The organism is Zavarzinia marina, assembly GCF_021568905.1.
GTDB classification, from domain to species: Bacteria; Pseudomonadota; Alphaproteobacteria; order Zavarziniales; family Zavarziniaceae; genus Zavarzinia; species Zavarzinia marina.
The window spans coordinates 342,600-363,067 of sequence record NZ_JAKGSB010000004.1 but is presented as its reverse complement, the minus strand read 5'-3'; the positions used below and the strand labels follow the sequence as shown (position 1 = coordinate 363,067).

The following is a 20,468-nucleotide window of genomic DNA, read 5'->3' as shown; positions in this document are numbered from 1 at the left end:
GACAATAATTCAGTGCCGGAGGAATAGTGGCTTTCTTCTTCCTGTGTCTTGGACTGGACGGAACAGGAATACGGACTGAAGCGAACTGTTCCTCGGGCGTTTGCGGCGTGTCGGAACAGGCGGGGACAATGGGCAGTTTGGCGGAATTCCGGAGCTCGGCCGGGCCGGCGGGAGGCGCGGTCGTGCCCATGCGCTTCCTGACCGACGACCTGCCGGAGGCGGAACGCCTGGAACGCTGCGCCGAAGTCGTGCGCGACACCCTCGGCCACTTCGATTTCGAGCCGGTCGCGGGCGAACCCTTCCGGGCGGAGGTGCTGGCCTTCGACCTGCCCGGCATCGGCCTTGCCACCTGTTTCCTGTCGCGCTCGCGCTCCTGCCTCAGGGCGGCCCATTGCAGGGGCGATGCCTGCGACCGGATCCTGTTGTTGCGCCCGGTGAACGGCGCCATGACCGTGGCGCAGGACGGGCGCGAGTTGCGGGTGGCGGCGGGGGACGGCGTGCTCGTCTCCCTGTCCCGGCCGCTGGTCTGCGATTTCGCCGATGCCGGCCGGGTCGACTGTCTGCGCCTGTCGCGCCGCGCCCTCGGCTATCTGCTGCCCGATGTCGATGCCGCGCTGATGCGCCCGGTGTCGAGCGACCTCGCGGCGCTGCAACTCCTCGTCTATTACGGCGGTGCCCTGCTGCGCGGCATGCTGCCCCTGCCGTCGCCGGAACATGCGCGCCTCGCGGTCGGCCACATGCAGGATCTCGTCGGCCTGATGTTCCGGGCCGAGGCCCGGGCGGCGCACGGCGGGCGGGCGGCGCGGCTCGCCGCGATCAAGGCCGACGTCGAGGACCGCATCGGCCGCCAGGGCGTTTCGGCCGGTGAAATCGCGGCGCGCCACGGCGTCTCGCCGCGCTATGTCCAGAAATTGTTCGAGGCCGAGGGCACGACCTTTTCCGCCTATGTCCTCGATCGCCGGCTGGAGCGCGCGCGCCGCCTGCTGGACCGGGCCGACGGCCGGCCGATCAGCGCCATCGCCTATGACGTCGGCTTCGGCGACCTGTCCTATTTCAATCGCACCTTCCGGCGCCGTTTCGGCGTCGCGCCGTCGCGGCTGCGCGCGAGACCCTGACCGCGTTCAGGACTTGTTAAGCCTGCAGCCTGCACCATGCAGGCTGTTACAGGGTGACGACGAACGCATGAAGATCGACGGCAGCGGCAGGATCAACGGCCCCGGCGCCCCCGGTTCGCGTCGGCAGGCGCGGGGCGGCGAGGGCGGCTTTTCGCTCGACGGCCCGGCTGAGAACGGGCCCGCGCGCGGTCCCGCCGGCGCCGGCGCCGTCGGCGGTGTCGCCGCGCTCTTCGCGCTTCAGGAGGTCGATGTCGACGGCGAGCGCAAGCGTGCCGCCAAGCGCGGCAACGACATTCTCGACCGGCTCGAGGAATTGCGCATGGGCCTGCTGTTCGGCCATGTGCCGCGCGAGCGGCTCCAGGATCTGCTCGCCATGGTGCGCGGCCGCCAGGAGACCGTCAGCGATCCGCGACTCGCGGCTGTCCTTCAGGACATCGAATTGCGCGCCGAAGTCGAACTGGCCAAGCTCGGCTTTTGACCATTCTGACAAACTCGGCGCTAAATCCCTGTAATGTCTGATCTTTCCGACCAAAGGCGAGGCTTGATCAAGGATCGCTCGCTGTTATACTCCGCGCGCCTCGCGGCAGAAGCATCGTGCATGAGGGATGGCATGGGAGCAGAGTTGCCGCCGGATTATCATCCGAGCGAAGACGAAGAGTTCATGAACCCGCGCCAGCGTGAGTATTTCCGGCGCAAACTCGTGGCTTGGCGTGAAGATATCCTGCGAGAAAGTCAGGAAACCCTGATGCATCTCCAGGAGGATACGGTGGCCGAACCCGATCTGGCGGATCGTGCCTCGGCCGAGTCGGAGCGGGCGCTCGAATTGCGCACGCGCGATCGCCAGCGCAAGCTGATCGGCAAGATCGACGCGGCGCTGCGCCGGATCGAGAACGGCGAATACGGCTATTGCGAAGAGACGGGCGACCCGATCAGCCTGCGCCGCCTGGACGCAAGGCCGATCGCCACCCTGTCGATCGAGGCGCAGGAACGTCACGAACGGCGCGAGCGCACCTATCGCGACGACTGAACCGCGTCGCATCCTGACGACCGACGGGCCGGGAAGCGATTCCCGGCCCGTCGTCGTCGTGGGACATCTGGAGGTTGGAATTGATGCCGGTCAGAAAATCTTCACCAATCGGTGGCCATAAGGGGGGAATCGCCCAACAGCAAGGGAGGGCGGCATAGCGGCCGACAGAGCCGCAAGGGCATGCCGTCATTTCGCCATGCGTAGATTCGTTCTTTTGATCGCCGCCGCCGGCCTCGGGGCCTGCGCCGAACTTTCCGAACTGCAGTTCGAAACGGCCGGCGTCCGCGACGTCGCCGCGCCGAAAACCCTGAAGCCGCTGGCACCGCCGGCCGTTCTCCATGCCGAGACGGCTCCCAATACCGTGGTCGAAACCGGTCCGCGCCGCCGCCTCGGCCAGGCGCCGGGCCTCTTCGGCGATCGGGTCGAAACCCCGGTCACGCCCGAGGCACCGCGCATGGCCGCCCTCGACGCGCTGAAATCGACGGGCGAGCAGGCGGGTATCCATGTCTTCGCCAGCACCGTGGCGGCCGCATCGGCTTCCGCCCGTCTGGTCGTCGATCTTCCCGCCGGTCCGCGGCCGGCCGACGAACTGGTGGCGGACATCTGTGTCGATGCCGGCTTCTTCTGCTTCTACGCGGGCGAGCTGGCCGCGCTCTCGGTCTACGATCTCTCGGAATTCCGGGCCGGCGCCAAACCGCTGCGGACCGCCCAGACCCTCGCCGAATAGAGCCGCCGGCGACACGAAGGACCGGGACGGCGGTCGCCGTCCCGGTCCGGGCTTCGCGGCGTGTGCGATCAGAAGGGCATGATCGCTTCGAGCACCTGCTGGCCGTAGCGCGGCTGCTGGACGTCGGTGAGCTGGCCCCGGCCGCCGTAGGAGATGCGCGCCTCGGCGATCTGGGTGTGCTTGATCGTATTGCTGGCGGTGATGTCCGAGGGGCGCACGATGCCGGCGATCAGCAACTCGCGCACTTCATAGTTCACGCGCACTTCCTGCCGGCCCTGGATCACCAGATTGCCGTTGGGCAGGACCTGGGTGACGACGGCGGCGACGGTCATCTTCACGGCTTCCGACCGCGCGACCGAACCGGAACCGCTGGTCACCGTGTCGGACGACAGGTCGACGGCGCCCGAGGGCGAATAGCCGGCGGGCAGGGCCTGGCCGACGACGCTGGTCTCGAGGCCGAACAGGGCGCCGAGGCCGAGATTCTCGCTCGAGCCGCGAGAACGATCGGTCTTGTTCTGCAGGTCGGCTTCCTCGTCGATGTCGATGGCGACGGTCAGGATGTCGCCGACGCGGGCCGCGCGATTGTCCTTGAAGAAGGCCCGCGAGCCCTGCTGCCACAGGCTAGCCGAGGTGAGGGGCGCGCTCGGTGCGTCGTTCGGCATGGGCAGGCTGACCGGGGTATAGCCCGGCGTCGCCGTCGGATTCTGGATCGGCGTCAGATCCGGGGCGCGGCCGATACGGTCGAGCCGCTCGGCCATGCCGGAGCAGGCGCCGAGGCTGGCCGCGGCCAGAAGCACGAAGGCGAGGCGCCGAAGGGGGGGGTGCTTGCGGTTCTCGGTGGACATGGCGTTGGCCTTTCTGGCGACGTCTGGGGGTTCGGGATCAATGGATGGACGGTTGCGCCGCGACCGGGACCTCGGCGGTGCCATAGCCGGTGACGACGGCCTGGACCGAGCGCATGGAGGACATGTTCATGACGCGGATGACTTCGCCGAGCGCGCCCTGTTCCATGGACTTGGCCATGGTGGTGAGCTCGATCCCGGGCAGGGAGACGCGAAGGGTGACGAGACTGCCCTTGGGCACCAGCACCGGCTCGCGCACCTCGGAATAGGCGATGGTGCTGCCGGCGCGCAGGGGCTTGCGCGCCTCCATGCCGACGATCGCATCGGCGTCGGTCATGACGTTGCCCCCGACATGGCCGCTGACCGGCTTGTCGATCAGGTCGCCGTATTCGATCACGTCGCCGCGCTCGATGTCGCGGATCGGCACGGGGATCGTGGCGGTGTTCTCGGCCCGGACCGGCGTGGCGAGACCGAAGGCGAGGGCGATGAGCGACAGGCCGGCGAAGAGGCGGATGGCGAAGGTGGGGATCATGACGGCCTCCATCAGCGCAGTTGGGTGATCGTCTGCAGCATGTCGTCCGATGCCGTGATCACCTTCGAATTGAGTTCATAGGCCCGCTGGGCGGAGATCAGATTGGTGATCTCCTGCACCGGGTTGACGTTGGAGACCTCGACATAGCCCTGCAGCAGGGTGCCGAAGCCGGCGTCGCCCGGGATGCCGATGGTCGGCGCGCCCGAGGCGGGGGTTTCGAGGAAGAGATTGTCGCCCGTCGCCTCCAGGCCCGCCGGATTGACGAAGGTGGCGAGGTCGAGCTGTCCGACGACCTGGGGCGCGACCTGGCCGGTCAGGGTGACCGCGACCTCGCCCGTCGCCGAGATCGAGACCGACACCGCATTCTCCGGGATCACGATGCCGGGCTGGATCGTATAGCCGTCCTGGGTGACGAGCTGGCCGTCGCCGTTGAGCTGGAAGGCGCCGGCACGGGTGAAGGCTTCGTCGCCCGACGGCAGCTCGACCCGGAAATAACCCCGGCCCTGGATGCCGAGATCATAGGTGTTCTCGGTCATGGTCATGTTGCCCTGGCCCATGATCCGATAGACCGAGCCGGTCTTGACGCCGGTGCCGAGCTGGATGCCCGAGGGGATCACCGTGCCCGCGTCGGAAGACGAGGTGCCCATGCGCTTGATGTTCTCGTAGAGGAGATCCTGGAATTCGGCGCGCTGGCGCTTGAAGCCGGTCGTCGACATGTTGGCCAGATTGTTCGAGATCACCTCGACATTGAGCTGCTGGGCCAGCATGCCGGTGGCGCCGATGGAAAGGCTGCGCATCTTCGTCTCTCCCTTTAGCCCTGCGAGACCTTGCCCAGGCGCTGGATCGCCGTGCGCTGCAGCTCGTCTTCGCTGGTGATGAGGTTCTGCGTCGTCTGGTAACGGCGCTGGAGTTCGATCATCCGGGTCATCTCGACCACCGGCTGAACGTTGGAGGATTCGAGCATGCCCTGGACGAGGCGGGTGTCGGCCTCGGCCGGCTGGGCGGTCGCGCCGTCGCCGGCCTCGAACAGGCTGTCGCCCACGGCGCGCAGCGCCTGCTCGTTCTCGAAGGTGAACATGCCGACGCGGCCGATGATGGTCTCGCCCTGGGCGACGGTGCCGTCGGCACTGATCACCGGGGTGCCCAGGGTCGGATCGTCGACGATGATCTCGCCGCCGCCGTCGTCCATCAGGGCATAGCCTTCGCGGGTGACGACGCGGCCGTCCGGATCCAGGGTGAAATGGCCGTTGCGGGTATAGCGGACACCGTCCGGCGTCTCGACCGACAGGAAGCCCTCGCCGTTCAGGGCCAGGTCGAAGGGATTGTCGGTCGGGGTCATGACGCCGCCGCGGCTGTCCCGCGCGATGCCGTAGTCGAGCACGAAGGAGACCGGATTGGCGGGGCCGGCATCCATCATGAATTCCTGGAACACGGGCCGCTGGGCGCGATAGGCCGTGGTGTTCATGTTCGCGATGTTGTTGGCGACCATGTCCATCTGGCGTTCCAGCACCATCTGCTGCGACAGACCGACGTAAAGCGCGTTTTCCATCTTTTCCGTATCTCCATCTTCGGCTTTCCGCGATTCCGCATCGGCCGACGGCTTTGCCCGAAATGGAGTGCATGGCCCGTGCCAAATGGCATGGCATTGATTTTATTGGGGATTTTGTGGAAGGAGGGGCCGCCGGAGCTTGCCGGGAGGCGCGGATGACCCGGCAGAAGCTGCCCAGCGGACCGCCGGATCACAACCGCTTGTTAACGAAGATCGCCGTAAATAGGCCCTGTCGAACACAGAAACCGGGCAGTGCAGATGGCGGCATCAGAACAGGATCTGGACTCTCTGGTCTCCGGACTCGCCGAGGGCGGGGAAGGCGGCGAGGGGGCCGGCGGCAAGAAGGGCGGCAAGAAGAAGCTGATCCTGATCATCCTGCCGCTCGTCCTGCTGCTGGCGGCGGGCGGGGCCTGGTTCGCCGGTCTGCTCGATCCCCTGCTGGGCGGGACCGAGGAAGTCGCCGAAGGGGCCGACGGCCATGGCGCGGCGGCCGGCCACGGCGACGCCGATGAGGAGGCGGCGGAACACGCCGATCCGATCTTCTTCGATCTGCCGGACATGCTGGTCAATCTGCACACCACGGGCAATCGCGCCGCCTATCTGAAGATCAAGCTGGCGCTGCAATTCACCGATCACGAGGTGACGGCGGTCCTGACCAAGGTGCAGCCGCGCCTGATCGACACGTTCCAGATCTATCTGCGCGAACTGCGGCTGGAGGATCTGGAGGGTTCGGCCGGGCTGATGCGGCTGAAGGAGGAATTGCTGGCGAGGGCCAATCAACTGATGGCGCCGGCCAGGATCGACGACGTCCTGTTCAAGGAAATGCTGGTGCAGTGATGGCGAACGACGAGGAACAGGCCGGCACGCCGGTCGACGAAGACGCGCTCGCCGCCGAATGGGCCGCCATGGCCGGCGGTGACGACGAGTCCGAATCCGGGGCCGAGGCCGCGACCGACGGTGTCGACGGCGAAGGGGCTGCGGGGGAAGGGGCCGAGGGCGAGGACGGCGATGCGCTGGCGGGCCAGGCGGGCCGCGCCCTCAGCCAGGACGAGATCGACAGCCTGCTGGGCTTCGATGCCGTCGACAGTCAGACCGGCAGCCAGACCGGCATCCGCTCGATCATCAATTCCTCGCTGGTCTCCTACGGCCGGCTGCCGATGCTGGAGATCGTCTTCGACCGGCTGGTGCGCCTGCTCTCGACCTCGATGCGCAATTTCACCTCGGACAATGTCGAGGTGACCCTGGACAACATCACTTCGATCCGGTTCGGCGAATATCTGAACTCGATCCCGCTGCCGGCGATCCTGGCGGTGTTCCGGGCCGAGCAATGGGACAATTACGGCCTGCTGACCGTCGAATCCAACCTGATCTATTCGATCGTCGACGTGCTCTTGGGCGGGCGCAAGGGCACCACGCCCATGCGCATCGAGGGCCGGCCCTATACGACGATCGAGCGCAATCTGGTCGAACGCATGGTCCACGTCGTCCTGAAGGACATGAAGACCGCCTTCGATCCGCTGACCCCGGTCGACTTCAACTTCGACCGGCTGGAGGTCAATCCGCGCTTCGCCACCATCGCCCGCGACGCCAATGCGGCGATTCTGGTGCGGCTTCGCGTCGACATGGAGGATCGGGGCGGGCGCATCGAACTGGTGCTGCCCTATGCGACGATCGAGCCGGTGCGCGAACTGCTGCTGCAGATGTTCATGGGCGAGAAATTCGGCCGCGACACCATCTGGGAAAGCCATCTGGCGACCGAACTCTGGGCGACCGAGGTGCAGATCGACGCCGTCCTCGACGAACAGATGATGGACCTGGGTGACGTCATGAACTTCAAGGTCGGGCAGACCATCATGCTGAACTGCACACCGGACTCGCCGATCGATCTGAAATGCGGCGGCATGCCCATGCTGCGCGGCCGCATGGGGCGCATGGGCAATACGGTTGCCGTGAAGGTCGAGAAGTCGCTGATGAAGGCGAAGCAGGAGGGGGGCAAGGAATGACGGATACAATCGGCCTCGTCATGGATCTGGTGCTCGGCGGCCTGCTGATCGCGACCATCGTCCTCGCCGTCCGGCTGCACCGCAAGCTCCAGGGCCTGAGGGGCGGTCACGACGAATTGCGCCTGCTGGTCGAAGGCCTGAACGAGGCGACGCGCCGCGCCCAGGCCGGCATCATCGAATTGCGCATGGCGGCCGAAGCCTCGACCGCCCGTCTCGGCAATCAGGTGGAGACGGCGCGCAAGGCGACGGACGAACTCTCGCTCCTGGTCGCCTCGGCCGACAATCTGGCGGACCGCCTGTCCAAGGCCGGTTCCGCCAAACGCGAGGCGGAAGCCGCGCCGCGCGCCGCCGCCCCGGCCGGCGATCCCGGCTTCCTCCGGGCCCTGAAGGACATAAGATGAGCGCGAAGAAACCATCCGCGCGCCGCATGGCGCTGCTGCCGGTGGTGGCGGGGGTCGCCGCCGCCGCCTTCGTCCTGCGCCTGCCCCAGGCGATCGACGCCGTCGACCGGGCGCTGCCGCGCGCCAATATCGCCATGGCCGCGGAAACCCCGGCCCCGGCCGAGGTTCCGGCCGAAATGCCCGCCGAAAGCCATGACGCGGCAACCGGAACCGCGCCCGAACCCGCCACCGAGACGGCGGCGGCACCGGCGACGCGCACGCCCGCCTTCGATCCCGATTCGCTGACGCCGGGCGAAATCGACGTGCTGCAGAACCTGTCGCGGCGCCGCGCCGAGATCGAGGCGCGGGCGCGCGAACTCGACAGCCGCGAAGCCCTGATCGCCGCCGCCGAGGCCCGTGTCGACGAGAAACTGGCTGAAATCAAGGCGATCGAGGAACAGATCGGCGAGGCCCGCGAGGCCCGCAGCGCGGAGGAGGACGCGCGCCTGACCCGCCTCGTCAACGTCTACGAGACGATGAAGCCGGTCGACGCGGCGACGATTTTCAATACCCTCGACTTTCCCGTGCTGATCGAGGTGATGAGCCGGATGAAGGAACGGAAGGTCGCGCCGGTGCTGGCCGCCATGGATCCCGAAGTCGCAAAGGCGCTCACGGTGGCGCTGGCGACGCGCAAGGACGATCCGCAGGCGGCGGCGCCGATGATGGGCAGCGGGGGCTAGGACGGATGATGAACGGGATTTCCGCGACGGCTTTCGAGGAACGGCTGGCCGCGCTCGCCGCCGAGACCGGCGGCACGGTCTCCGTCCGCGAGATCGGCCGCATCGTCGCCAGCCTGCTCGACAGCTTCGAGGGCAGCCCCCTCGTCGGGACCGGATCGGCCGGGCCCGACGCCGACACCACGCGCGAACTGGAAGGCATGCTGGCCTATATCCACCAGACCCAGACCGAGATCGAGGCGCTCGGCCCGGCGGAACTGACGACCGAGCGCATTCCCCACGCCAACGATCAACTCCGCTCCGTCGTCGACGCGACCGAGGCGGCGACCGGCGTCTTCCTCGACATCGCCGAGGAACTCCAGGCCCTGGCGGAGACTTTCGGCGGCGCCGGGGCGCAGGAGATCAGCGATATCGTCACCCGCATCTACGAGGCCTCGAACTTCCAGGACATCACCGGCCAGCGCATCTCGAAGGTGACCGACACCCTGCGCGTGATCGAGCAGCGTCTCGCCCGGCTGGTTTCCGTCGGCGGGCGCGGGGCGGGCCAGGCGCTCCGGGAACGCGCCACCGCTCCCGACCGGCCGCCGCCCGAGGCCCCGCCCGCCGCCGGCGACAGCCACCTGCTGAACGGGCCGCAATTGCCCGACGCGGCGGTGACCCAGGACGACATCGACCGCCTCTTCGCTTCCCTCTGAGAACGGGCCGGGGTCTTGCGCGCCATCCTGCCGACGCTACTTTTCATCATCGGCTGTTTCTCCGCCGGGCCGGCCGTGGCGCAGGACGCGCCCGCCGCCGCTCCCGCCGCCGCCATGTCGTCGTCAGCGCCTCAGGTCGGGGTGCGCGGCTGGGACCATGGCGCCTATGGCCGTCTCGTCTTCGACCTCGCCCCCGGCGTCGACGCCTCGGCGGCTCTCGACGGCACCACTCTGACCGCGCGTTTCTCCGCGCCGGTCCGTCTCGACACGGCGTCGGCCATGCGCCGCCTGAGCCGGTACGCCACGGGCGCCGCGCTTTCACCCGACGGCCGCCGTCTCGTCGTCACCCTGGGCGGGCCGGCGGCGCTGAAGGTGGAACGCTATGCCGACAAGCTCGTCCTCGATCTGACGCCCGCCCCGCCGGCGGCCCCCGCAACCGAAACGCCCACGCCGGGGACGACAGCGCCAGGTACGACCGCGCCAGGGACGCTCGCACCGGAAACCGCAACTCCCGCGGGGCCGCCCAAAGCCGAAGCGCCGGCGCCATCGCCGCCCAGGATCGCCGAACCGGCACCGGACGAACCTCAACCCGCCGAACCGAAGCCGGCACCTGCGCCGGCACCCGCGCCGGAGGCAGCCGCGGCGGTTCCGCCGGCGCCGGCCCAGAAGCCGCGCGCGCCCGAGGTCGAGACGCCATCCGTTCCGCCGGTGGAGGCCCCGGATGCCCATGACGCGGCCCGGTCCCCGGCCCCCGCGCCGGTGCCGCCACCCGCCCCGGCGCCCGTCGAAACCGTTGCCGAGGCATTGCCCGCGCCCGTGGCGGGGGCCGCCAAGGTGACCCGGCGGCGCGGGCCGTCGGGGGTCGAGGTCGAAATGGACTTCGGGGCGCCGGTGGCGGCGGCCGTCTTCGGGCGCGGCGAATCCCTCTGGTTCGTCTTCGATGCGCCGGGCGGTGCCGCTTCCGGCGCGCTTGCCGAGGCACTCGACGGCCTCGGCGCGGTAGCCCCGCTCGAGGTGCCGGGCGGTTCCGGCTTCCGGCTTATGGGCCGGCGCCTGCCGCCCCGGGCGACGGCGGTCGAGAACGGCTGGAAATTCCTCTTCGGCGCCGAGGCGCGTCCGCCTCTCCGGCCCCTGGTGGCCAGCCCGCGCGCGGACGCGACGGGTCACATGCGTCTCTCCGTCGCCGCGCCGGGCGCCCATGCGGCGCTCGAGGTGCCGGATCCCGACATCGGCGGCCGCGTCCTGGTGGTGCCTCTGACCGAGGGCGGGGCGGGCGTCGTCGTCGGCGGCCGCCTGCCCGATCTCGAAATCCTGCCGACGGTCCAGGGCCTCGCCTTCGTGCCGCTGGCGGACGGGCTGCGCGCCCGGGTCGAGGGCGAGGACGTGGTGATCGGCCGTGATGGCGCGGGTCTCACCCTGTCCGACGCCACCCTGGCGCCGGCGGTCGCGGCGCCGGGCCTCGGCCAGCGCGCCGAAAGCGAATTGGACGTCGGGCGCTGGCGCCTGCCGGGTCCTGTGCCGGAAACCCGGGCGGGCCTGGAACGCGCGGCGGCCCTCGCCAAGGACGATGCCGCCAGGGCGGAGAGCCGGCTGCGCCTCGCGCGCTATCTGGTCGCGACCGGTTTCGGCGCGGAGGCGATCGGCGCCGCCAGCCTGATCGAGGAGGCGGACCCGGAAATCGTCTCGACCCCCGAATTTCGCCTGCTGCGCGGCATCGCGCGGGCCATGCAGGAACGCCCGGCGGATGCGCTGGCGGATCTCGGCATGCCGGCGCTGGAATTCAACCCCGATGCCGCCCTCTGGCGCGGCTATGCGCTGGCCGCCGCCGGAAAGCCGGTCGAGGCGCATCGCGCCTTCTCCGGCGTGCTCGGCGCGATCGAGCATTTTCCGCCGCGCTATCAGGAACGGCTGCTGGCGGCGGCGGGCGAGGCGGCACTGGCGGCGGACGACATCCGCGCGGCCGGCGACGTCGCCGCCAATCTGGCGTCGCGCGCGAAGACGGCGGCCGGCAAGGCGCGGGCCCTGGTGCTGGAAGGAAGGGTCGCGGTGCGCCGTTCCGATGCCGTCGCGGCCCGGACGGCCTTCGAAAAGGCCCTGGCGAGCGGCGAGCGGGTGGCCCGAGTCGATGCCGAACTCGGCCTGATCGAACTCGGCCTCGCCGACGGCAGCGTCGACCGGGAGGAGGCGATCGCCCGCCTCGACCGGCTGCGCTATGCCTGGCGCGGCGACGCCCGGGAACTGGCGGTGCTGCGCCGTCTCGCCGACCTGCAACTGGCCGAGGGCCATTGGCGCGAGGGCTTCGAGACGCTCCGCCTCGCGATCAAGCTGTTCCCGAAGGACCCCGGCGCGCCGGCGCTGAAGGAGACCCTGTCCACCGCCTTCCGCCGCCTGTTCCTCGGCGGCGCGGCGGATGCCATGCCGCCGGTTCAGGCGGTCGCGCTCTATTTCGACTATCGCGACCTGACCCCGCTCGGCAACGACGGCGACGAGATGATCCGCCGCCTCGCCGACCGGCTGGTGCAGGTCGACCTGCTGGATCAGGCGAAGGCCCTGCTGAGCCATCAGGTGAACTATCGCCTGCAGGGCATCCCCAAGGCGCGGGTGGCGGCAAGGCTCGCCCTGCTGCACCTGATGGATCACGAACCGGCGGAGGCGCTGTCGGTCCTGAACACTTCGGAACAGCCGGTGCTGGCCGAGGCGACGGCCCGCCTGCGCCGCCTGCTGCGCGCCCGCGCGCTTGCCGATCTCGGCCGTCCGGGCGAGGCCAGCGCCCTGCTGGCGGGCGATGCCAGCGCCGATGCGGCGACGCTGGCCGCGGAGATCACCTGGCAGGCCCGCGACTGGCCGGCCGCCGCCGCCGCCCTCGGCCGGCTGCTGGCCGATCACGCGCCGCCCGACCACGGCGCCCCGCCCGAGGTGGTGCAATCCCTCGTGTTGCGTCAGGCGGTGGCGCTGACGCTGTCGGGCGACATCGCCGGCCAGAAGCGCCTGGCCGCCGCCTGGGGCCCAGCAATGGCCGAGACCAAGAGCGCCGACGCCTTCACCATGATGACCGGCGGCGGCGATCCCGAAGCCCTCTCGACCCGCAATCTGGCCCAGACCATGGCCAATGTCGGCGGCGCCGGCAGCTTCCTCGAGGAATTGCGCCGGCGCCTGATCGCGGGCGAATTGGGGCGGGACGAGTAACGCCCTGCGCTCGTGGACCAAAGGTTCGCGGTTCGACCACTAGGGCGCGTAGCTCTGCACCAGGCTGGCGACGGTCAGGTGCCAGCCGTCGACCAGCACGAAGAAGATCAGCTTGAAGGGCAGGGAGATGATGACCGGCGGCAGCATCATCATGCCCATGCCCATCAGGATCGAGGCGACGACCATGTCGATCACCAGGAAGGGCACGAACAGCAGGAAGCCGATCTCGAAGGCGCGCCGCAGTTCCGAGATCATGAAGGCGGGCACCAGGCTGGTCAGGGGCACGGCCTCGGGCGTATCGGGGCGCGGGCCGTCGGCCATGTCGAGGAAGAGGCCGAGGTCGGCTTCCCGCGTGTGGGCCAGCATGAAGGTGCGGAAGGGGGCGGCGGTCGCGTCGAAGGCGGCGCGTTCGTCCAATTGGCCTTCGATATAGGGATTGATGCCGTCCTCCCAGGCGCGGTCGAAGGTCGGCGCCATGATGAAGGCGGTCAGGAACAGGGCGAGACCGATCAGGATCGTGTTGGGCGGCGTCTGCTGCGCGCCGATCGCGGTCCGGAGCAGGGACAGCACGACGACGAGACGCCCGAAGCAGGTGACGACGACGAGCAGCGACGGCGCCAGCGTCAGCACCGTGATCAGCACGATCATCTGCACGATGACCGTGGTGGTGCCGCCCTGATCGCCGAAGTCGAGATTGATGGACTGGGCCTGGGCGGCGCCCGCGACGAGCAGGGCGAGGGCGCCGAGGCCGAGCGGGGCGAGGCGTTTTGTCATCATGTCTTCCCCGGCTCCCGTTCCGCCGTCGTGTCTTCGTCCGCGGCCGTCGTCTCCTCGGCCGGCGCCGCGCGCGCGGCACCGACGACGATGTCCCCCGCCGGCCCGAGCAGGAGGAGATGTTCCTCGCCGTCGCGGCGCACCAGGACGAGGCGGCGGCGCGGGTCGAGCGCCAGGCTCTCGATCACGGCGAGGCGCTTTCCCATCCGCCGCACGCCCGTGTTGCCGAAGCGCCGCAAGGCCCAGCCGAGCGCCAGGATCAGCAGGATGACGATACCGAGAGCGAAACCGGCCCGCAGCAGATCGGGCATCATCGGGTCGTTTCCGCCGGCGTGTCGCGGGCCGGCGCCGTCTGGTCGAAACTCACCTCGCCCGCCTCGCGCATCCGGTTGTTGGCCATATAGACATGAGCGAGAATTTCCGCGACCGCGACGAAGGCTTCAAGGGGAATGGTCTCGTCGAGGTCGATCCGCTCCAGGATTTCGACCAGATCGCCATCCTCGCGCAGCTTGACGTCATGGGCGAGCGCCATGGCGATGATGCGTTCCGCCACCTCGCCCCTGCCGCTGGCGACGACGCGCGGCGCCGGATCCTCGCCCCGCTTGTAATTGAGGGCGACGGCCTTCGACGTTGGCTTGCGGTCGATGTCCTTCATCGGGTCATGGTGGTCGACGATGGTTAAGGAAGCCTTTGCAATGCCGGGGGCGAAGCAGGGCGGCGTTTACGGGATGTTAATCGCACCGGGACCAGCATGCGATACCACGCAAAGGCTGGCAGAGGCATGGCCCGATGGACCTGAACAATATTCCGCTGATCGGCATGCTGGTGCGCCGCATGGATTTCCTCGGCACCCGGCAGCGCGTCATCGCCCAGAACGTGGCGAATGCGGATACCCCCGGCTATGTGCCGCACGACCTGTCGGAGGAGAGCTTCGCCCGGCAGATGCAGCGCGAGTTCGGCTCCGGCGGCCCCGGCCATGCCGAGCGCAACCAATTGGCGGCGACGGCGGCGGGCCATATGGCCGGCACCACCTCGGGCCGCGCCGGCGAGAAGCGCTCGCCCATCTCCAAGCACTACGAGGAGAGCCCGTCGGGCAATGCCGTGGTGCTGGAGGAAGAGATGGCGCGCCTGTCGGAGAACCAGATGGATTATGACACGATCACCAGCATCTACCGGAAACAGGTGCAGATGCTGAAATCGGCGCTTCGCGGGCCGAGCAGCTGAGGGCGGAGGACGGAATGGACGACCTGAACCGGACACTCCTGATCTCGGCCAGCGGCATGCGGGCGCAGAGCGTGCGCATGCGCGTGATTGCCGAGAATCTCGCCAATGCCGACACGGTGGGCCTGAAGCCGGGCGACGAACCCTATCGCCGCAAGGTGGTGACCTTCGCCAACGAGCTCGACCGCGCCACCGGCGCCGAGACCGTCGACGTGAAGGAGATCGGCAAGGACCCGACCGCCTTCGGCCGGCGCTACGATCCCGGCCATCCGGCGGCCGACGCGGGCGGCTACGTCCAGACCCCGAACGTGAACATGCTGGTCGAGGTGAGCGACATGCGCCAAGCCCAGCGCACCTATGAAGCCAATCTGAACGTCATCGATTCGGCGCGCACCATGCTGATGCGCACCATCGACCTGCTGCGTTCGTGACCGAAGGACGAGGATAGACCATGGACCCGATCGCGAGCCGGGCGCTTGGCGCCTATAACGAAGCCCTTCGTCGCGGCGCGGGGGCCGGCGGTGCCGGCGATACCCCGGCGCCGCTCTCGAACGAGACGGCGGGGCGCCCGGACGACAGTTTCGGCGCCGTGCTCGGCCGCGCCATGGACGATGCGGTGCAGACCGCCGCCGCGGCGGACCAGGCTTCCATGGCCGCCGCCGTCGGCAAGGCCGACGTCACCCAGGTGGTGACCGCCCTGACCAATGCCGAGGTCACGCTTCAGGCCGTGGTTGCGGTACGCGACAAGGTCGTGTCAGCCTATCAGGAAATCATGCGCATGCCGATCTGACGCACCCCGGGCCTGGCACAGGCCGGCGCGTCGGTCCCGATCGGTCACGCAATACCCGGGCGCCGGCCCTTCCGGCGTCGTCGGGATGGGGAAAGCATTGACCGCCGGTGAAGCCCTGGATATCGCCCGCGAGGCCCTGTTCACCATCCTGGTCGTTTCGGCGCCGGTGATGCTGATCGCGCTCGGCGTCGGGCTGGTGATCTCGCTGCTCCAGGCCCTGACCCAGATTCAGGAGGCGACCCTCAGTTTCGTGCCGAAGATCCTGGCGATCTTCGCCGTCCTGCTGATCGCCCTGCCGTTCATGGGCGAACAGCTCGGCGCCTTCACCCTGCAGATCATGGCCCGGGTCGGCGACCGGGGCCAGGCACCGGTACAGTCCGGTCCGCTGCCGGCCGGGCCCGGGCCCCTGGATGGCGAGGCGCCCCAGGGCGGCGGCGCGCCACCCGGGGGCTGATCATGCTGGACCAGATCCTGCCGGGGGCGGTGTTCTCCTTCGCGCTGGTCTTCGCCCGCATCGGCGCCATGGTCATGGTGCTGCCCGTCTTCGGCGAGCAATATGTCCAGGTCCGGCTTCGCCTCGCGCTCGCGATCCTGCTGTCGATCGTGGTGGCGCCCCGGGCGGGCGACCTGCCGGCACTGCCGACGGCGCCCATGATGCTGCTGCCGCTGATCGGCGGGCAGGTGCTGATCGGTCTCGCCATCGCCGGCATCGCCCGTCTCACGGTGACCGCGCTCCATGTCGCCGGCACCATCATCGCCGTGCAGTCGGGCCTCGCCGTCGCCCAGAACGTCGATCCGACCCAGGGCACGCAATCGGCGATCTCGTCGAATTTCCTGGTCCTGCTGGGGACGACGATCATCGTCATCACCGACATGCACCACCTGCTGATCGCCGCCCTGGTGGAGAGTTACAGCCTGTTTCCGGTGCAGGGCGCCGTGCCGGTCGGCGATCTGGCGCGGCTGGCGACCGGGGTGGTTGCCGACACTTTCGCCCTCGGCCTGCAGATGGCGGCGCCGTTCCTCGCCTTCGGGGTGGTGTTCAACGTGCTGCTCGGCCTGATGAACCGGCTGATGCCGGTAATGCAGGTGTTCTTCATCGCCATGCCGCTGCAATTGCCCCTGGCCTTCCTGCTGTTCGGCCTGACCATCGGTTTCGCCATCACCATCTTCCTCGATGGTTTCGTCGCCGCCCTCGGCCCCCTGATCCCCTAGGAGACAGACATGTCGGAAGATCAGGACGAATCCTCCAAAACGGAAGAGCCGACCGCGAAACGGCTCCAGGATGCGGAGAAGCGCGGCGACGTCCTCAAGAGCAACGAGGTCGGTCACTGGTTCGGCCTCGCCGCCGGGCTGGGCGCCATCGTGATCATCGCCACGGTGACCGGCCCCGCCATGGGCGAGCGACTGGCCGGGCTGATCGACCATGGCTGGCGCATCTCCATGGACGGGCGCGCCGGCGTCGACCTGCTGTTCGAGGTCGGGACCGACATGATGGTCGGCCTCGGCCTGCCCCTGCTGCTGCTCGTCTTCGCCGCGATCGCCAGCCACGCGCTCCAGCACAAGATCGTCTTCACCGCCGAGAAGATGAAGCCCGACCTCTCCAAGCTTTCACCCATCAAGGGCCTGGGGCGCATCTTCTCGCGCCAGGGCCTGATGGAATTCGTGAAGGGCATTCTGAAGATCGTCGCGGTCGGCGCCGGTGCCACCATCGCCGCCTGGCCCTCCTTCGATCTGCTCGTCACCGCGCCGCTGCATGATTTCTCGGACCTCGCGGGTCTCATCCTGTTCGCCGTGATCCGTCTCTTCGGCGGGGCGCTGGCCGTGCTGGCGGTGATCGCCGGGGCCGACTATCTGTTCCAGCGCTTCGAGCGTATCCGCCGCCTGCGCATGACCAAGCAGGAGGTCAAGGACGAGCACAAGCAGCAGGAGGGCGATCCCCAGATCAAGGGCCGCCAGCGCCAGCTGGCGCGCGCGCGCATCCGCCGGCGCATGATGGCGGCGGTGCCGACGGCGGATGTGGTGGTGACCAACCCGACCCATTTCGCCGTCGCCCTGAAATACGAGGCGGCGACCATGGGCGCGCCCATGGTGGTGGCGAAGGGTGCCGATTCGCTCGCCGCGCGCATCCGCGCCGTCGCCGAGGAGGCGTCGGTGCCGCTGGTCGAGAACCCGCCGCTCGCCCGCGCGCTCTATGCCGCGGTCGAGGTGGACGAGGAAGTGCCGCCCGAACACTACAGGGCGGTCGCCGAGGTGATCGGCTTCGTCCTGCGCCGGCGCGGCGGGCAGGCACGGCGCAGTTGAGGGGCGACGGCGCAATCCCTTTGCCTTGCGCCCGGCTTCGGTGGCAAACAGGACCGATGCGGTGCGATCCGGGGGGATGCTTGCGTAAATGACCACGACGCCCGAGTCGGAAATCCAGAAGACGAAGCGGCGGCCGCGCAAGGGGCGTTCCATCCTGCCCTTCCTGCGCGGCACCCTGGCCGGGGCCGGCGGGGCGCTGATCGGCGTCGGCATCGCGACCGGCGATGTCCTGATGGGGATCGTCGGGATCATCGCCGTCGCCATTCCGATGGCGGCGATCACCATTCGCACCCGTCTGGCCGACCGCCGCCGGCGCCAGTCGGTCGAGGCCATGATCGACGAGATCGGCCCCGCCATGGCGCTCTCCGCCGTGGCGCGCGCGATCGTCGGGCCCGAGGGCCTGGTGATCCAGCACAATATGCCCTGGCAGAGCCTGGGCCTGCCCCTCGACGGCGTGCCCGACCCCTGGGTGGACACCGCGGAGCAGGGGCGCGAGCGCGTTTTCGCCCTGGGCGACGGCGGCCGCCAGGTGGAGGTTTCGGGACGCGGCCTCGGCACGCTGGCCAGCTATTACGTGATCACGGCGCGCGAGGTTTCCGAGCCGGCGCGGGTCGATCCCGGAATCTTCGAGCACGCCGATCTCGGCTGGTTCGAGATCGGCGCCGGGGGCGCGATCGCGGCGGTCAACGCGACCCTCGCCAGCTGGCTGAACCGCCAGGTGGAGGATTTCACCGATGGCGCCATCGCCATTTTCGACGTGTTCCGCCCGGTCGACTATCCGGACGTCGGCGACGACCGCTATCGCGCCGATCTCCTGCCGGTGGGGGAAGAACCCTTTCCGGTCGAGGTCGTGCTGCAGTCGGGCGGCGATGGCGGGCCCAAGGGCGGCCTCGTCATCGACCTGCGCGAGATCGTGCGCTCGGTCGAGGCGCTGGCGGAATCCGCCGAGCGTTTCGGGCGCTTCATCGACGACGCGCCGGTCGGCATCGCCGCGCTCTCGTCGGACGGGCTGGTCGAGGAGGCCAATCCGGTCTTCGCCGAACTGGTGACGGGGGCCGCGGAACCCGGCCGCGTGCTCGGCCAGGATCTGCACAAGCTGGTCGACTGGCCGTCAGACGACACCAAGGCGGCGGTCGATTTCGCCCAGGTGCTGGCCGGGACCGAGGGGGCGAGCGCGGAACTCCGCTTCAAGGCGACGCCGGGGCTGACGCTGCGGCTGTTCGCGACGCGCGAGAGCCGCTTTCAGGCGGGCGGCGACCAGCCCACCCGCATCGTCTACATGCTCGACGTCTCGGCCCAGAAGGCGCTCGAGGAACAATTCGTGCAGTCCCAGAAGATGCAGGCGGTGGGCCAGCTCGCCGGCGGCATCGCCCACGACTTCAACAATCTGCTGACCGCGATCATCGGTTTCTGCGACCTGCTGCTGACCCGCCACGGGCCCGAGGACGAGTCCTTTCCCGACGTCATGCAGATCAAGCAGAACGCCAATCGCGCGGCCAATCTGACGCGCCAGCTCCTCGCCTTCTCGCGCCGCCAGACGCTGCGGCCGAAGGTGATCGACATCCGCGACACGCTGAACGATCTCTCGACCCTGCTGCGGCGCCTGATCGGCGCCAACATCCGCCTCGAACTGGAACACGACCAGAAGCTCGGCCTGGTGCGGGTCGATCCGTCCCAGTTCGATCAGGTGATCATCAATCTGGTGGTCAACGCGCGCGACGCCATGGCCGAGGGCGGCCGCATCCTGATCCGCACCCGCAACCTGCCCCGGCGCGAGGCGCGGACCATCGCCGCGATGCAGCTTCCGCCCGGCGATTACGTGCTGATCGAGGTGCGGGACAGCGGCCACGGCATACCGCGCGACGTGCTGCCCAAGATCTTCGAGCCCTTCTTCACGACGAAGGAAGTGGGCGCGGGCACCGGCCTCGGCCTGTCCACGGTCTACGGCATCGTGCAGCAGACCGGCGGCTCCATCGTGGTCGAGAGCGAGATCGGCCACGGCACCACCTTCCGCATCGCCCTGCCGCGCTATCTGGCGGAGGCGGAGGTGGCGACCGCCGACACCCATGAACCCGCCGACAAGGGCAAGGACGAGGCGCCGGGCCACGAGACCATCCTGATGGTCGAGGACGAGGACGCGGTACGCAATTTCGCCGTCCGCGCGCTGCGCCGGCAGGGCTATCAGGTGCTCGACGCCCCGACGGGGGAGGAGGCGATCGAGATCATGGACGGCCACGACGGGCGAATCGACCTTCTCGTCTCGGACGTGGTCATGCCCTCCATGGACGGGCCGACGCTTGCCAGGCAGGCGATCGAGAAGCGTCCGGACCTGAAGGTGATCATGATTTCCGGCTATGCCGAGGAACAGTTCCGCAAGAGTCTGGACCCCGGCCTCGATTTCACCTTCCTGGCCAAGCCCTTCACCCTGAAGCAGCTGGCCGCCCTGGTGCGCGAGGTGCTGGACCACCATCCTTGAGCGGGCCGCGGCGGGCCGTGCGGGGAAGAGAACAAAAGGTGATTGTAAAAGAGAACGAATGAAGTACATTCGTTGCGGGTTGCAACCCGCCCGGGGCTTTGAAATAAGGAGGT

The 20,468-nt window shown here is 68.9% G+C and carries 24 protein-coding genes; 17 read left to right on the top strand and 7 right to left on the bottom strand.

The window, feature by feature from the left end:
• Window positions 1–188 precede the first annotated feature (188 nt).
• The 4 genes from L2U69_RS13100 (at window position 189) to L2U69_RS13085 (ending at window position 2,869) form a co-directional block, all read left to right on the top strand.
• Entirely contained in the window at window positions 189–1,115 is a 927-nt protein-coding gene (locus L2U69_RS13100) for a helix-turn-helix domain-containing protein (RefSeq protein WP_236107663.1), read from the top strand.
• 67 nt (window positions 1,116–1,182) lie between these two features.
• Window positions 1,183–1,593 carry a flagellar assembly protein FliX gene (locus tag L2U69_RS13095; protein WP_236107556.1) on the top strand — a complete coding sequence of 137 codons (411 nt, stop codon included), beginning with the start codon at window positions 1,183–1,185 and terminating at the stop codon, window positions 1,591–1,593.
• A gap of 132 nt (window positions 1,594–1,725) precedes the next feature.
• Window positions 1,726–2,142 carry an RNA polymerase-binding protein DksA gene (dksA, locus tag L2U69_RS13090; RefSeq protein ID WP_236107662.1) on the top strand — a complete coding sequence of 139 codons (417 nt, stop codon included), beginning with the start codon at window positions 1,726–1,728 and terminating at the stop codon, window positions 2,140–2,142.
• A gap of 196 nt (window positions 2,143–2,338) precedes the next feature.
• Window positions 2,339–2,869 carry a hypothetical protein gene (locus L2U69_RS13085; protein ID WP_236107554.1) on the top strand — a complete coding sequence of 177 codons (531 nt, stop codon included), beginning with the start codon at window positions 2,339–2,341 and terminating at the stop codon, window positions 2,867–2,869.
• A 68-nt stretch (window positions 2,870–2,937) separates the two neighbouring features.
• Here the strand turns inward: L2U69_RS13085 and flgH are convergent, their stop codons facing one another.
• Genes flgH through flgF form a run of 4 tightly spaced genes read right to left on the bottom strand, consistent with a single transcriptional unit; the run spans window position 2,938 to window position 5,792 of the window.
• Entirely contained in the window at window positions 2,938–3,714 is a 777-nt protein-coding gene (gene flgH / locus L2U69_RS13080) for a flagellar basal body L-ring protein FlgH (protein ID WP_236107552.1), read from the bottom strand.
• A 37-nt stretch (window positions 3,715–3,751) separates the two neighbouring features.
• The gene (gene flgA, locus L2U69_RS13075) at window positions 3,752–4,243 is read right to left on the bottom strand and encodes a flagellar basal body P-ring formation chaperone FlgA (protein ID WP_236107551.1); all 492 of its coding nucleotides are present in this window, start codon (window positions 4,241–4,243) and stop codon (window positions 3,752–3,754) included.
• Between the two features lie 11 nt (window positions 4,244–4,254).
• The gene (flgG, locus tag L2U69_RS13070) at window positions 4,255–5,040 is read right to left on the bottom strand and encodes a flagellar basal-body rod protein FlgG (RefSeq protein ID WP_236107550.1); all 786 of its coding nucleotides are present in this window, start codon (window positions 5,038–5,040) and stop codon (window positions 4,255–4,257) included.
• Window positions 5,041–5,054: 14 nt separating this feature from the next.
• Window positions 5,055–5,792: a flagellar basal-body rod protein FlgF gene (gene flgF, locus L2U69_RS13065; RefSeq protein ID WP_236107549.1), complete on the bottom strand. Its 738-nt coding sequence runs from the start codon at window positions 5,790–5,792 to the stop codon at window positions 5,055–5,057.
• A 258-nt stretch (window positions 5,793–6,050) separates the two neighbouring features.
• On the opposite strand from flgF, the gene L2U69_RS13060 reads away from it, so the two are divergent.
• The 6 genes from L2U69_RS13060 to L2U69_RS13035 are packed head-to-tail and all read left to right on the top strand — an operon-like array spanning window position 6,051 to window position 12,793.
• Window positions 6,051–6,629, top strand: coding sequence for a flagellar basal body-associated FliL family protein (locus L2U69_RS13060; protein ID WP_236107548.1), 579 nt, complete (start codon window positions 6,051–6,053; stop codon window positions 6,627–6,629).
• Window positions 6,629–7,795 carry a flagellar motor switch protein FliM gene (gene fliM / locus L2U69_RS13055; protein ID WP_236107547.1) on the top strand — a complete coding sequence of 389 codons (1,167 nt, stop codon included), beginning with the start codon at window positions 6,629–6,631 and terminating at the stop codon, window positions 7,793–7,795. Before L2U69_RS13060 ends, fliM begins: the two co-directional genes overlap by 1 nt.
• Complete coding sequence (locus L2U69_RS13050; RefSeq protein ID WP_236107546.1) at window positions 7,792–8,196, top strand: DUF6468 domain-containing protein; 405 nt, start codon at window positions 7,792–7,794, stop codon at window positions 8,194–8,196. The genes fliM and L2U69_RS13050 overlap by 4 nt, the downstream gene beginning before the upstream one ends.
• The gene (locus L2U69_RS13045) at window positions 8,193–8,915 is read left to right on the top strand and encodes a MotE family protein (RefSeq protein WP_236107545.1); all 723 of its coding nucleotides are present in this window, start codon (window positions 8,193–8,195) and stop codon (window positions 8,913–8,915) included. The genes L2U69_RS13050 and L2U69_RS13045 overlap by 4 nt, the downstream gene beginning before the upstream one ends.
• A gap of 8 nt (window positions 8,916–8,923) precedes the next feature.
• Complete coding sequence (locus L2U69_RS13040) at window positions 8,924–9,607, top strand: protein phosphatase CheZ (RefSeq protein ID WP_236107544.1); 684 nt, start codon at window positions 8,924–8,926, stop codon at window positions 9,605–9,607.
• A 15-nt stretch (window positions 9,608–9,622) separates the two neighbouring features.
• Window positions 9,623–12,793: a tetratricopeptide repeat protein gene (locus tag L2U69_RS13035; protein WP_236107542.1), complete on the top strand. Its 3,171-nt coding sequence runs from the start codon at window positions 9,623–9,625 to the stop codon at window positions 12,791–12,793.
• A gap of 39 nt (window positions 12,794–12,832) precedes the next feature.
• Here L2U69_RS13035 and fliP read toward each other — a convergent pair whose 3' ends face one another.
• From fliP to L2U69_RS13020, 3 genes are read right to left on the bottom strand one after another with little or no spacing between them, the layout of a single operon-like run.
• Window positions 12,833–13,567 carry a flagellar type III secretion system pore protein FliP gene (gene fliP / locus L2U69_RS13030; RefSeq protein WP_236107661.1) on the bottom strand — a complete coding sequence of 245 codons (735 nt, stop codon included), beginning with the start codon at window positions 13,565–13,567 and terminating at the stop codon, window positions 12,833–12,835.
• A complete protein-coding gene (locus L2U69_RS13025) occupies window positions 13,567–13,881 on the bottom strand; it encodes a flagellar biosynthetic protein FliO (RefSeq protein ID WP_236107540.1) in 315 nt (104 codons plus the stop codon). Before L2U69_RS13025 ends, fliP begins: the two co-directional genes overlap by 1 nt.
• Window positions 13,878–14,222: an EscU/YscU/HrcU family type III secretion system export apparatus switch protein gene (locus L2U69_RS13020; protein ID WP_236107537.1), complete on the bottom strand. Its 345-nt coding sequence runs from the start codon at window positions 14,220–14,222 to the stop codon at window positions 13,878–13,880. The genes L2U69_RS13025 and L2U69_RS13020 overlap by 4 nt, the downstream gene beginning before the upstream one ends.
• 134 nt (window positions 14,223–14,356) lie before the next feature.
• On the opposite strand from L2U69_RS13020, the gene flgB reads away from it, so the two are divergent.
• From flgB to L2U69_RS12985, 7 genes are all read left to right on the top strand, one after another.
• Window positions 14,357–14,791 (top strand): flagellar basal body rod protein FlgB, encoded by a 435-nt coding sequence (gene flgB, locus L2U69_RS13015; protein WP_236107535.1) that lies wholly within the window; start codon window positions 14,357–14,359, stop codon window positions 14,789–14,791.
• A gap of 14 nt (window positions 14,792–14,805) precedes the next feature.
• A complete protein-coding gene (flgC, locus tag L2U69_RS13010) occupies window positions 14,806–15,219 on the top strand; it encodes a flagellar basal body rod protein FlgC (protein WP_236107533.1) in 414 nt (137 codons plus the stop codon).
• A 20-nt stretch (window positions 15,220–15,239) separates the two neighbouring features.
• Entirely contained in the window at window positions 15,240–15,578 is a 339-nt protein-coding gene (gene fliE / locus L2U69_RS13005) for a flagellar hook-basal body complex protein FliE (RefSeq protein WP_236107531.1), read from the top strand.
• A 97-nt stretch (window positions 15,579–15,675) separates the two neighbouring features.
• Window positions 15,676–16,032: a flagellar biosynthesis protein FliQ gene (gene fliQ, locus L2U69_RS13000; RefSeq protein ID WP_329605402.1), complete on the top strand. Its 357-nt coding sequence runs from the start codon at window positions 15,676–15,678 to the stop codon at window positions 16,030–16,032.
• A 2-nt stretch (window positions 16,033–16,034) separates the two neighbouring features.
• Window positions 16,035–16,790 (top strand): flagellar biosynthetic protein FliR, encoded by a 756-nt coding sequence (gene fliR / locus L2U69_RS12995; protein WP_236107529.1) that lies wholly within the window; start codon window positions 16,035–16,037, stop codon window positions 16,788–16,790.
• 9 nt (window positions 16,791–16,799) lie between these two features.
• On the top strand, window positions 16,800–17,879 hold the full coding sequence (gene flhB, locus L2U69_RS12990; protein WP_236107527.1) for a flagellar biosynthesis protein FlhB: 1,080 nt from the start codon (window positions 16,800–16,802) through the stop codon (window positions 17,877–17,879).
• A gap of 88 nt (window positions 17,880–17,967) precedes the next feature.
• Window positions 17,968–20,355, top strand: a complete 2,388-nt coding sequence (locus L2U69_RS12985) for a hybrid sensor histidine kinase/response regulator (protein WP_236107525.1) — start codon at window positions 17,968–17,970, stop codon at window positions 20,353–20,355.
• Window positions 20,356–20,468 lie beyond the last annotated feature (113 nt).

Coding starts and splice junctions, on each gene's coding strand:
- L2U69_RS13100 (WP_236107663.1), top strand. CDS start 189: ATGCGCTTCCTGACCGACGACCTGCCGGAGGCGGAACGCCTGGAACGC.
- L2U69_RS13095 (WP_236107556.1), top strand. CDS start 1,183: ATGAAGATCGACGGCAGCGGCAGGATCAACGGCCCCGGCGCCCCCGGT.
- dksA (WP_236107662.1), top strand. CDS start 1,726: ATGGGAGCAGAGTTGCCGCCGGATTATCATCCGAGCGAAGACGAAGAG.
- L2U69_RS13085 (WP_236107554.1), top strand. CDS start 2,339: ATGCGTAGATTCGTTCTTTTGATCGCCGCCGCCGGCCTCGGGGCCTGC.
- flgH (WP_236107552.1), bottom strand. CDS start 3,714: ATGTCCACCGAGAACCGCAAGCACCCCCCCCTTCGGCGCCTCGCCTTC.
- flgA (WP_236107551.1), bottom strand. CDS start 4,243: ATGATCCCCACCTTCGCCATCCGCCTCTTCGCCGGCCTGTCGCTCATC.
- flgG (WP_236107550.1), bottom strand. CDS start 5,040: ATGCGCAGCCTTTCCATCGGCGCCACCGGCATGCTGGCCCAGCAGCTC.
- flgF (WP_236107549.1), bottom strand. CDS start 5,792: ATGGAAAACGCGCTTTACGTCGGTCTGTCGCAGCAGATGGTGCTGGAA.
- L2U69_RS13060 (WP_236107548.1), top strand. CDS start 6,051: ATGGCGGCATCAGAACAGGATCTGGACTCTCTGGTCTCCGGACTCGCC.
- fliM (WP_236107547.1), top strand. CDS start 6,629: ATGGCGAACGACGAGGAACAGGCCGGCACGCCGGTCGACGAAGACGCG.
- L2U69_RS13050 (WP_236107546.1), top strand. CDS start 7,792: ATGACGGATACAATCGGCCTCGTCATGGATCTGGTGCTCGGCGGCCTG.
- L2U69_RS13045 (WP_236107545.1), top strand. CDS start 8,193: ATGAGCGCGAAGAAACCATCCGCGCGCCGCATGGCGCTGCTGCCGGTG.
- L2U69_RS13040 (WP_236107544.1), top strand. CDS start 8,924: ATGAACGGGATTTCCGCGACGGCTTTCGAGGAACGGCTGGCCGCGCTC.
- fliP (WP_236107661.1), bottom strand. CDS start 13,567: ATGACAAAACGCCTCGCCCCGCTCGGCCTCGGCGCCCTCGCCCTGCTC.
- L2U69_RS13025 (WP_236107540.1), bottom strand. CDS start 13,881: ATGATGCCCGATCTGCTGCGGGCCGGTTTCGCTCTCGGTATCGTCATC.
- L2U69_RS13020 (WP_236107537.1), bottom strand. CDS start 14,222: ATGAAGGACATCGACCGCAAGCCAACGTCGAAGGCCGTCGCCCTCAAT.
- flgB (WP_236107535.1), top strand. CDS start 14,357: ATGGACCTGAACAATATTCCGCTGATCGGCATGCTGGTGCGCCGCATG.
- flgC (WP_236107533.1), top strand. CDS start 14,806: ATGGACGACCTGAACCGGACACTCCTGATCTCGGCCAGCGGCATGCGG.
- fliE (WP_236107531.1), top strand. CDS start 15,240: ATGGACCCGATCGCGAGCCGGGCGCTTGGCGCCTATAACGAAGCCCTT.
- fliR (WP_236107529.1), top strand. CDS start 16,035: ATGCTGGACCAGATCCTGCCGGGGGCGGTGTTCTCCTTCGCGCTGGTC.
- flhB (WP_236107527.1), top strand. CDS start 16,800: ATGTCGGAAGATCAGGACGAATCCTCCAAAACGGAAGAGCCGACCGCG.
- L2U69_RS12985 (WP_236107525.1), top strand. CDS start 17,968: ATGACCACGACGCCCGAGTCGGAAATCCAGAAGACGAAGCGGCGGCCG.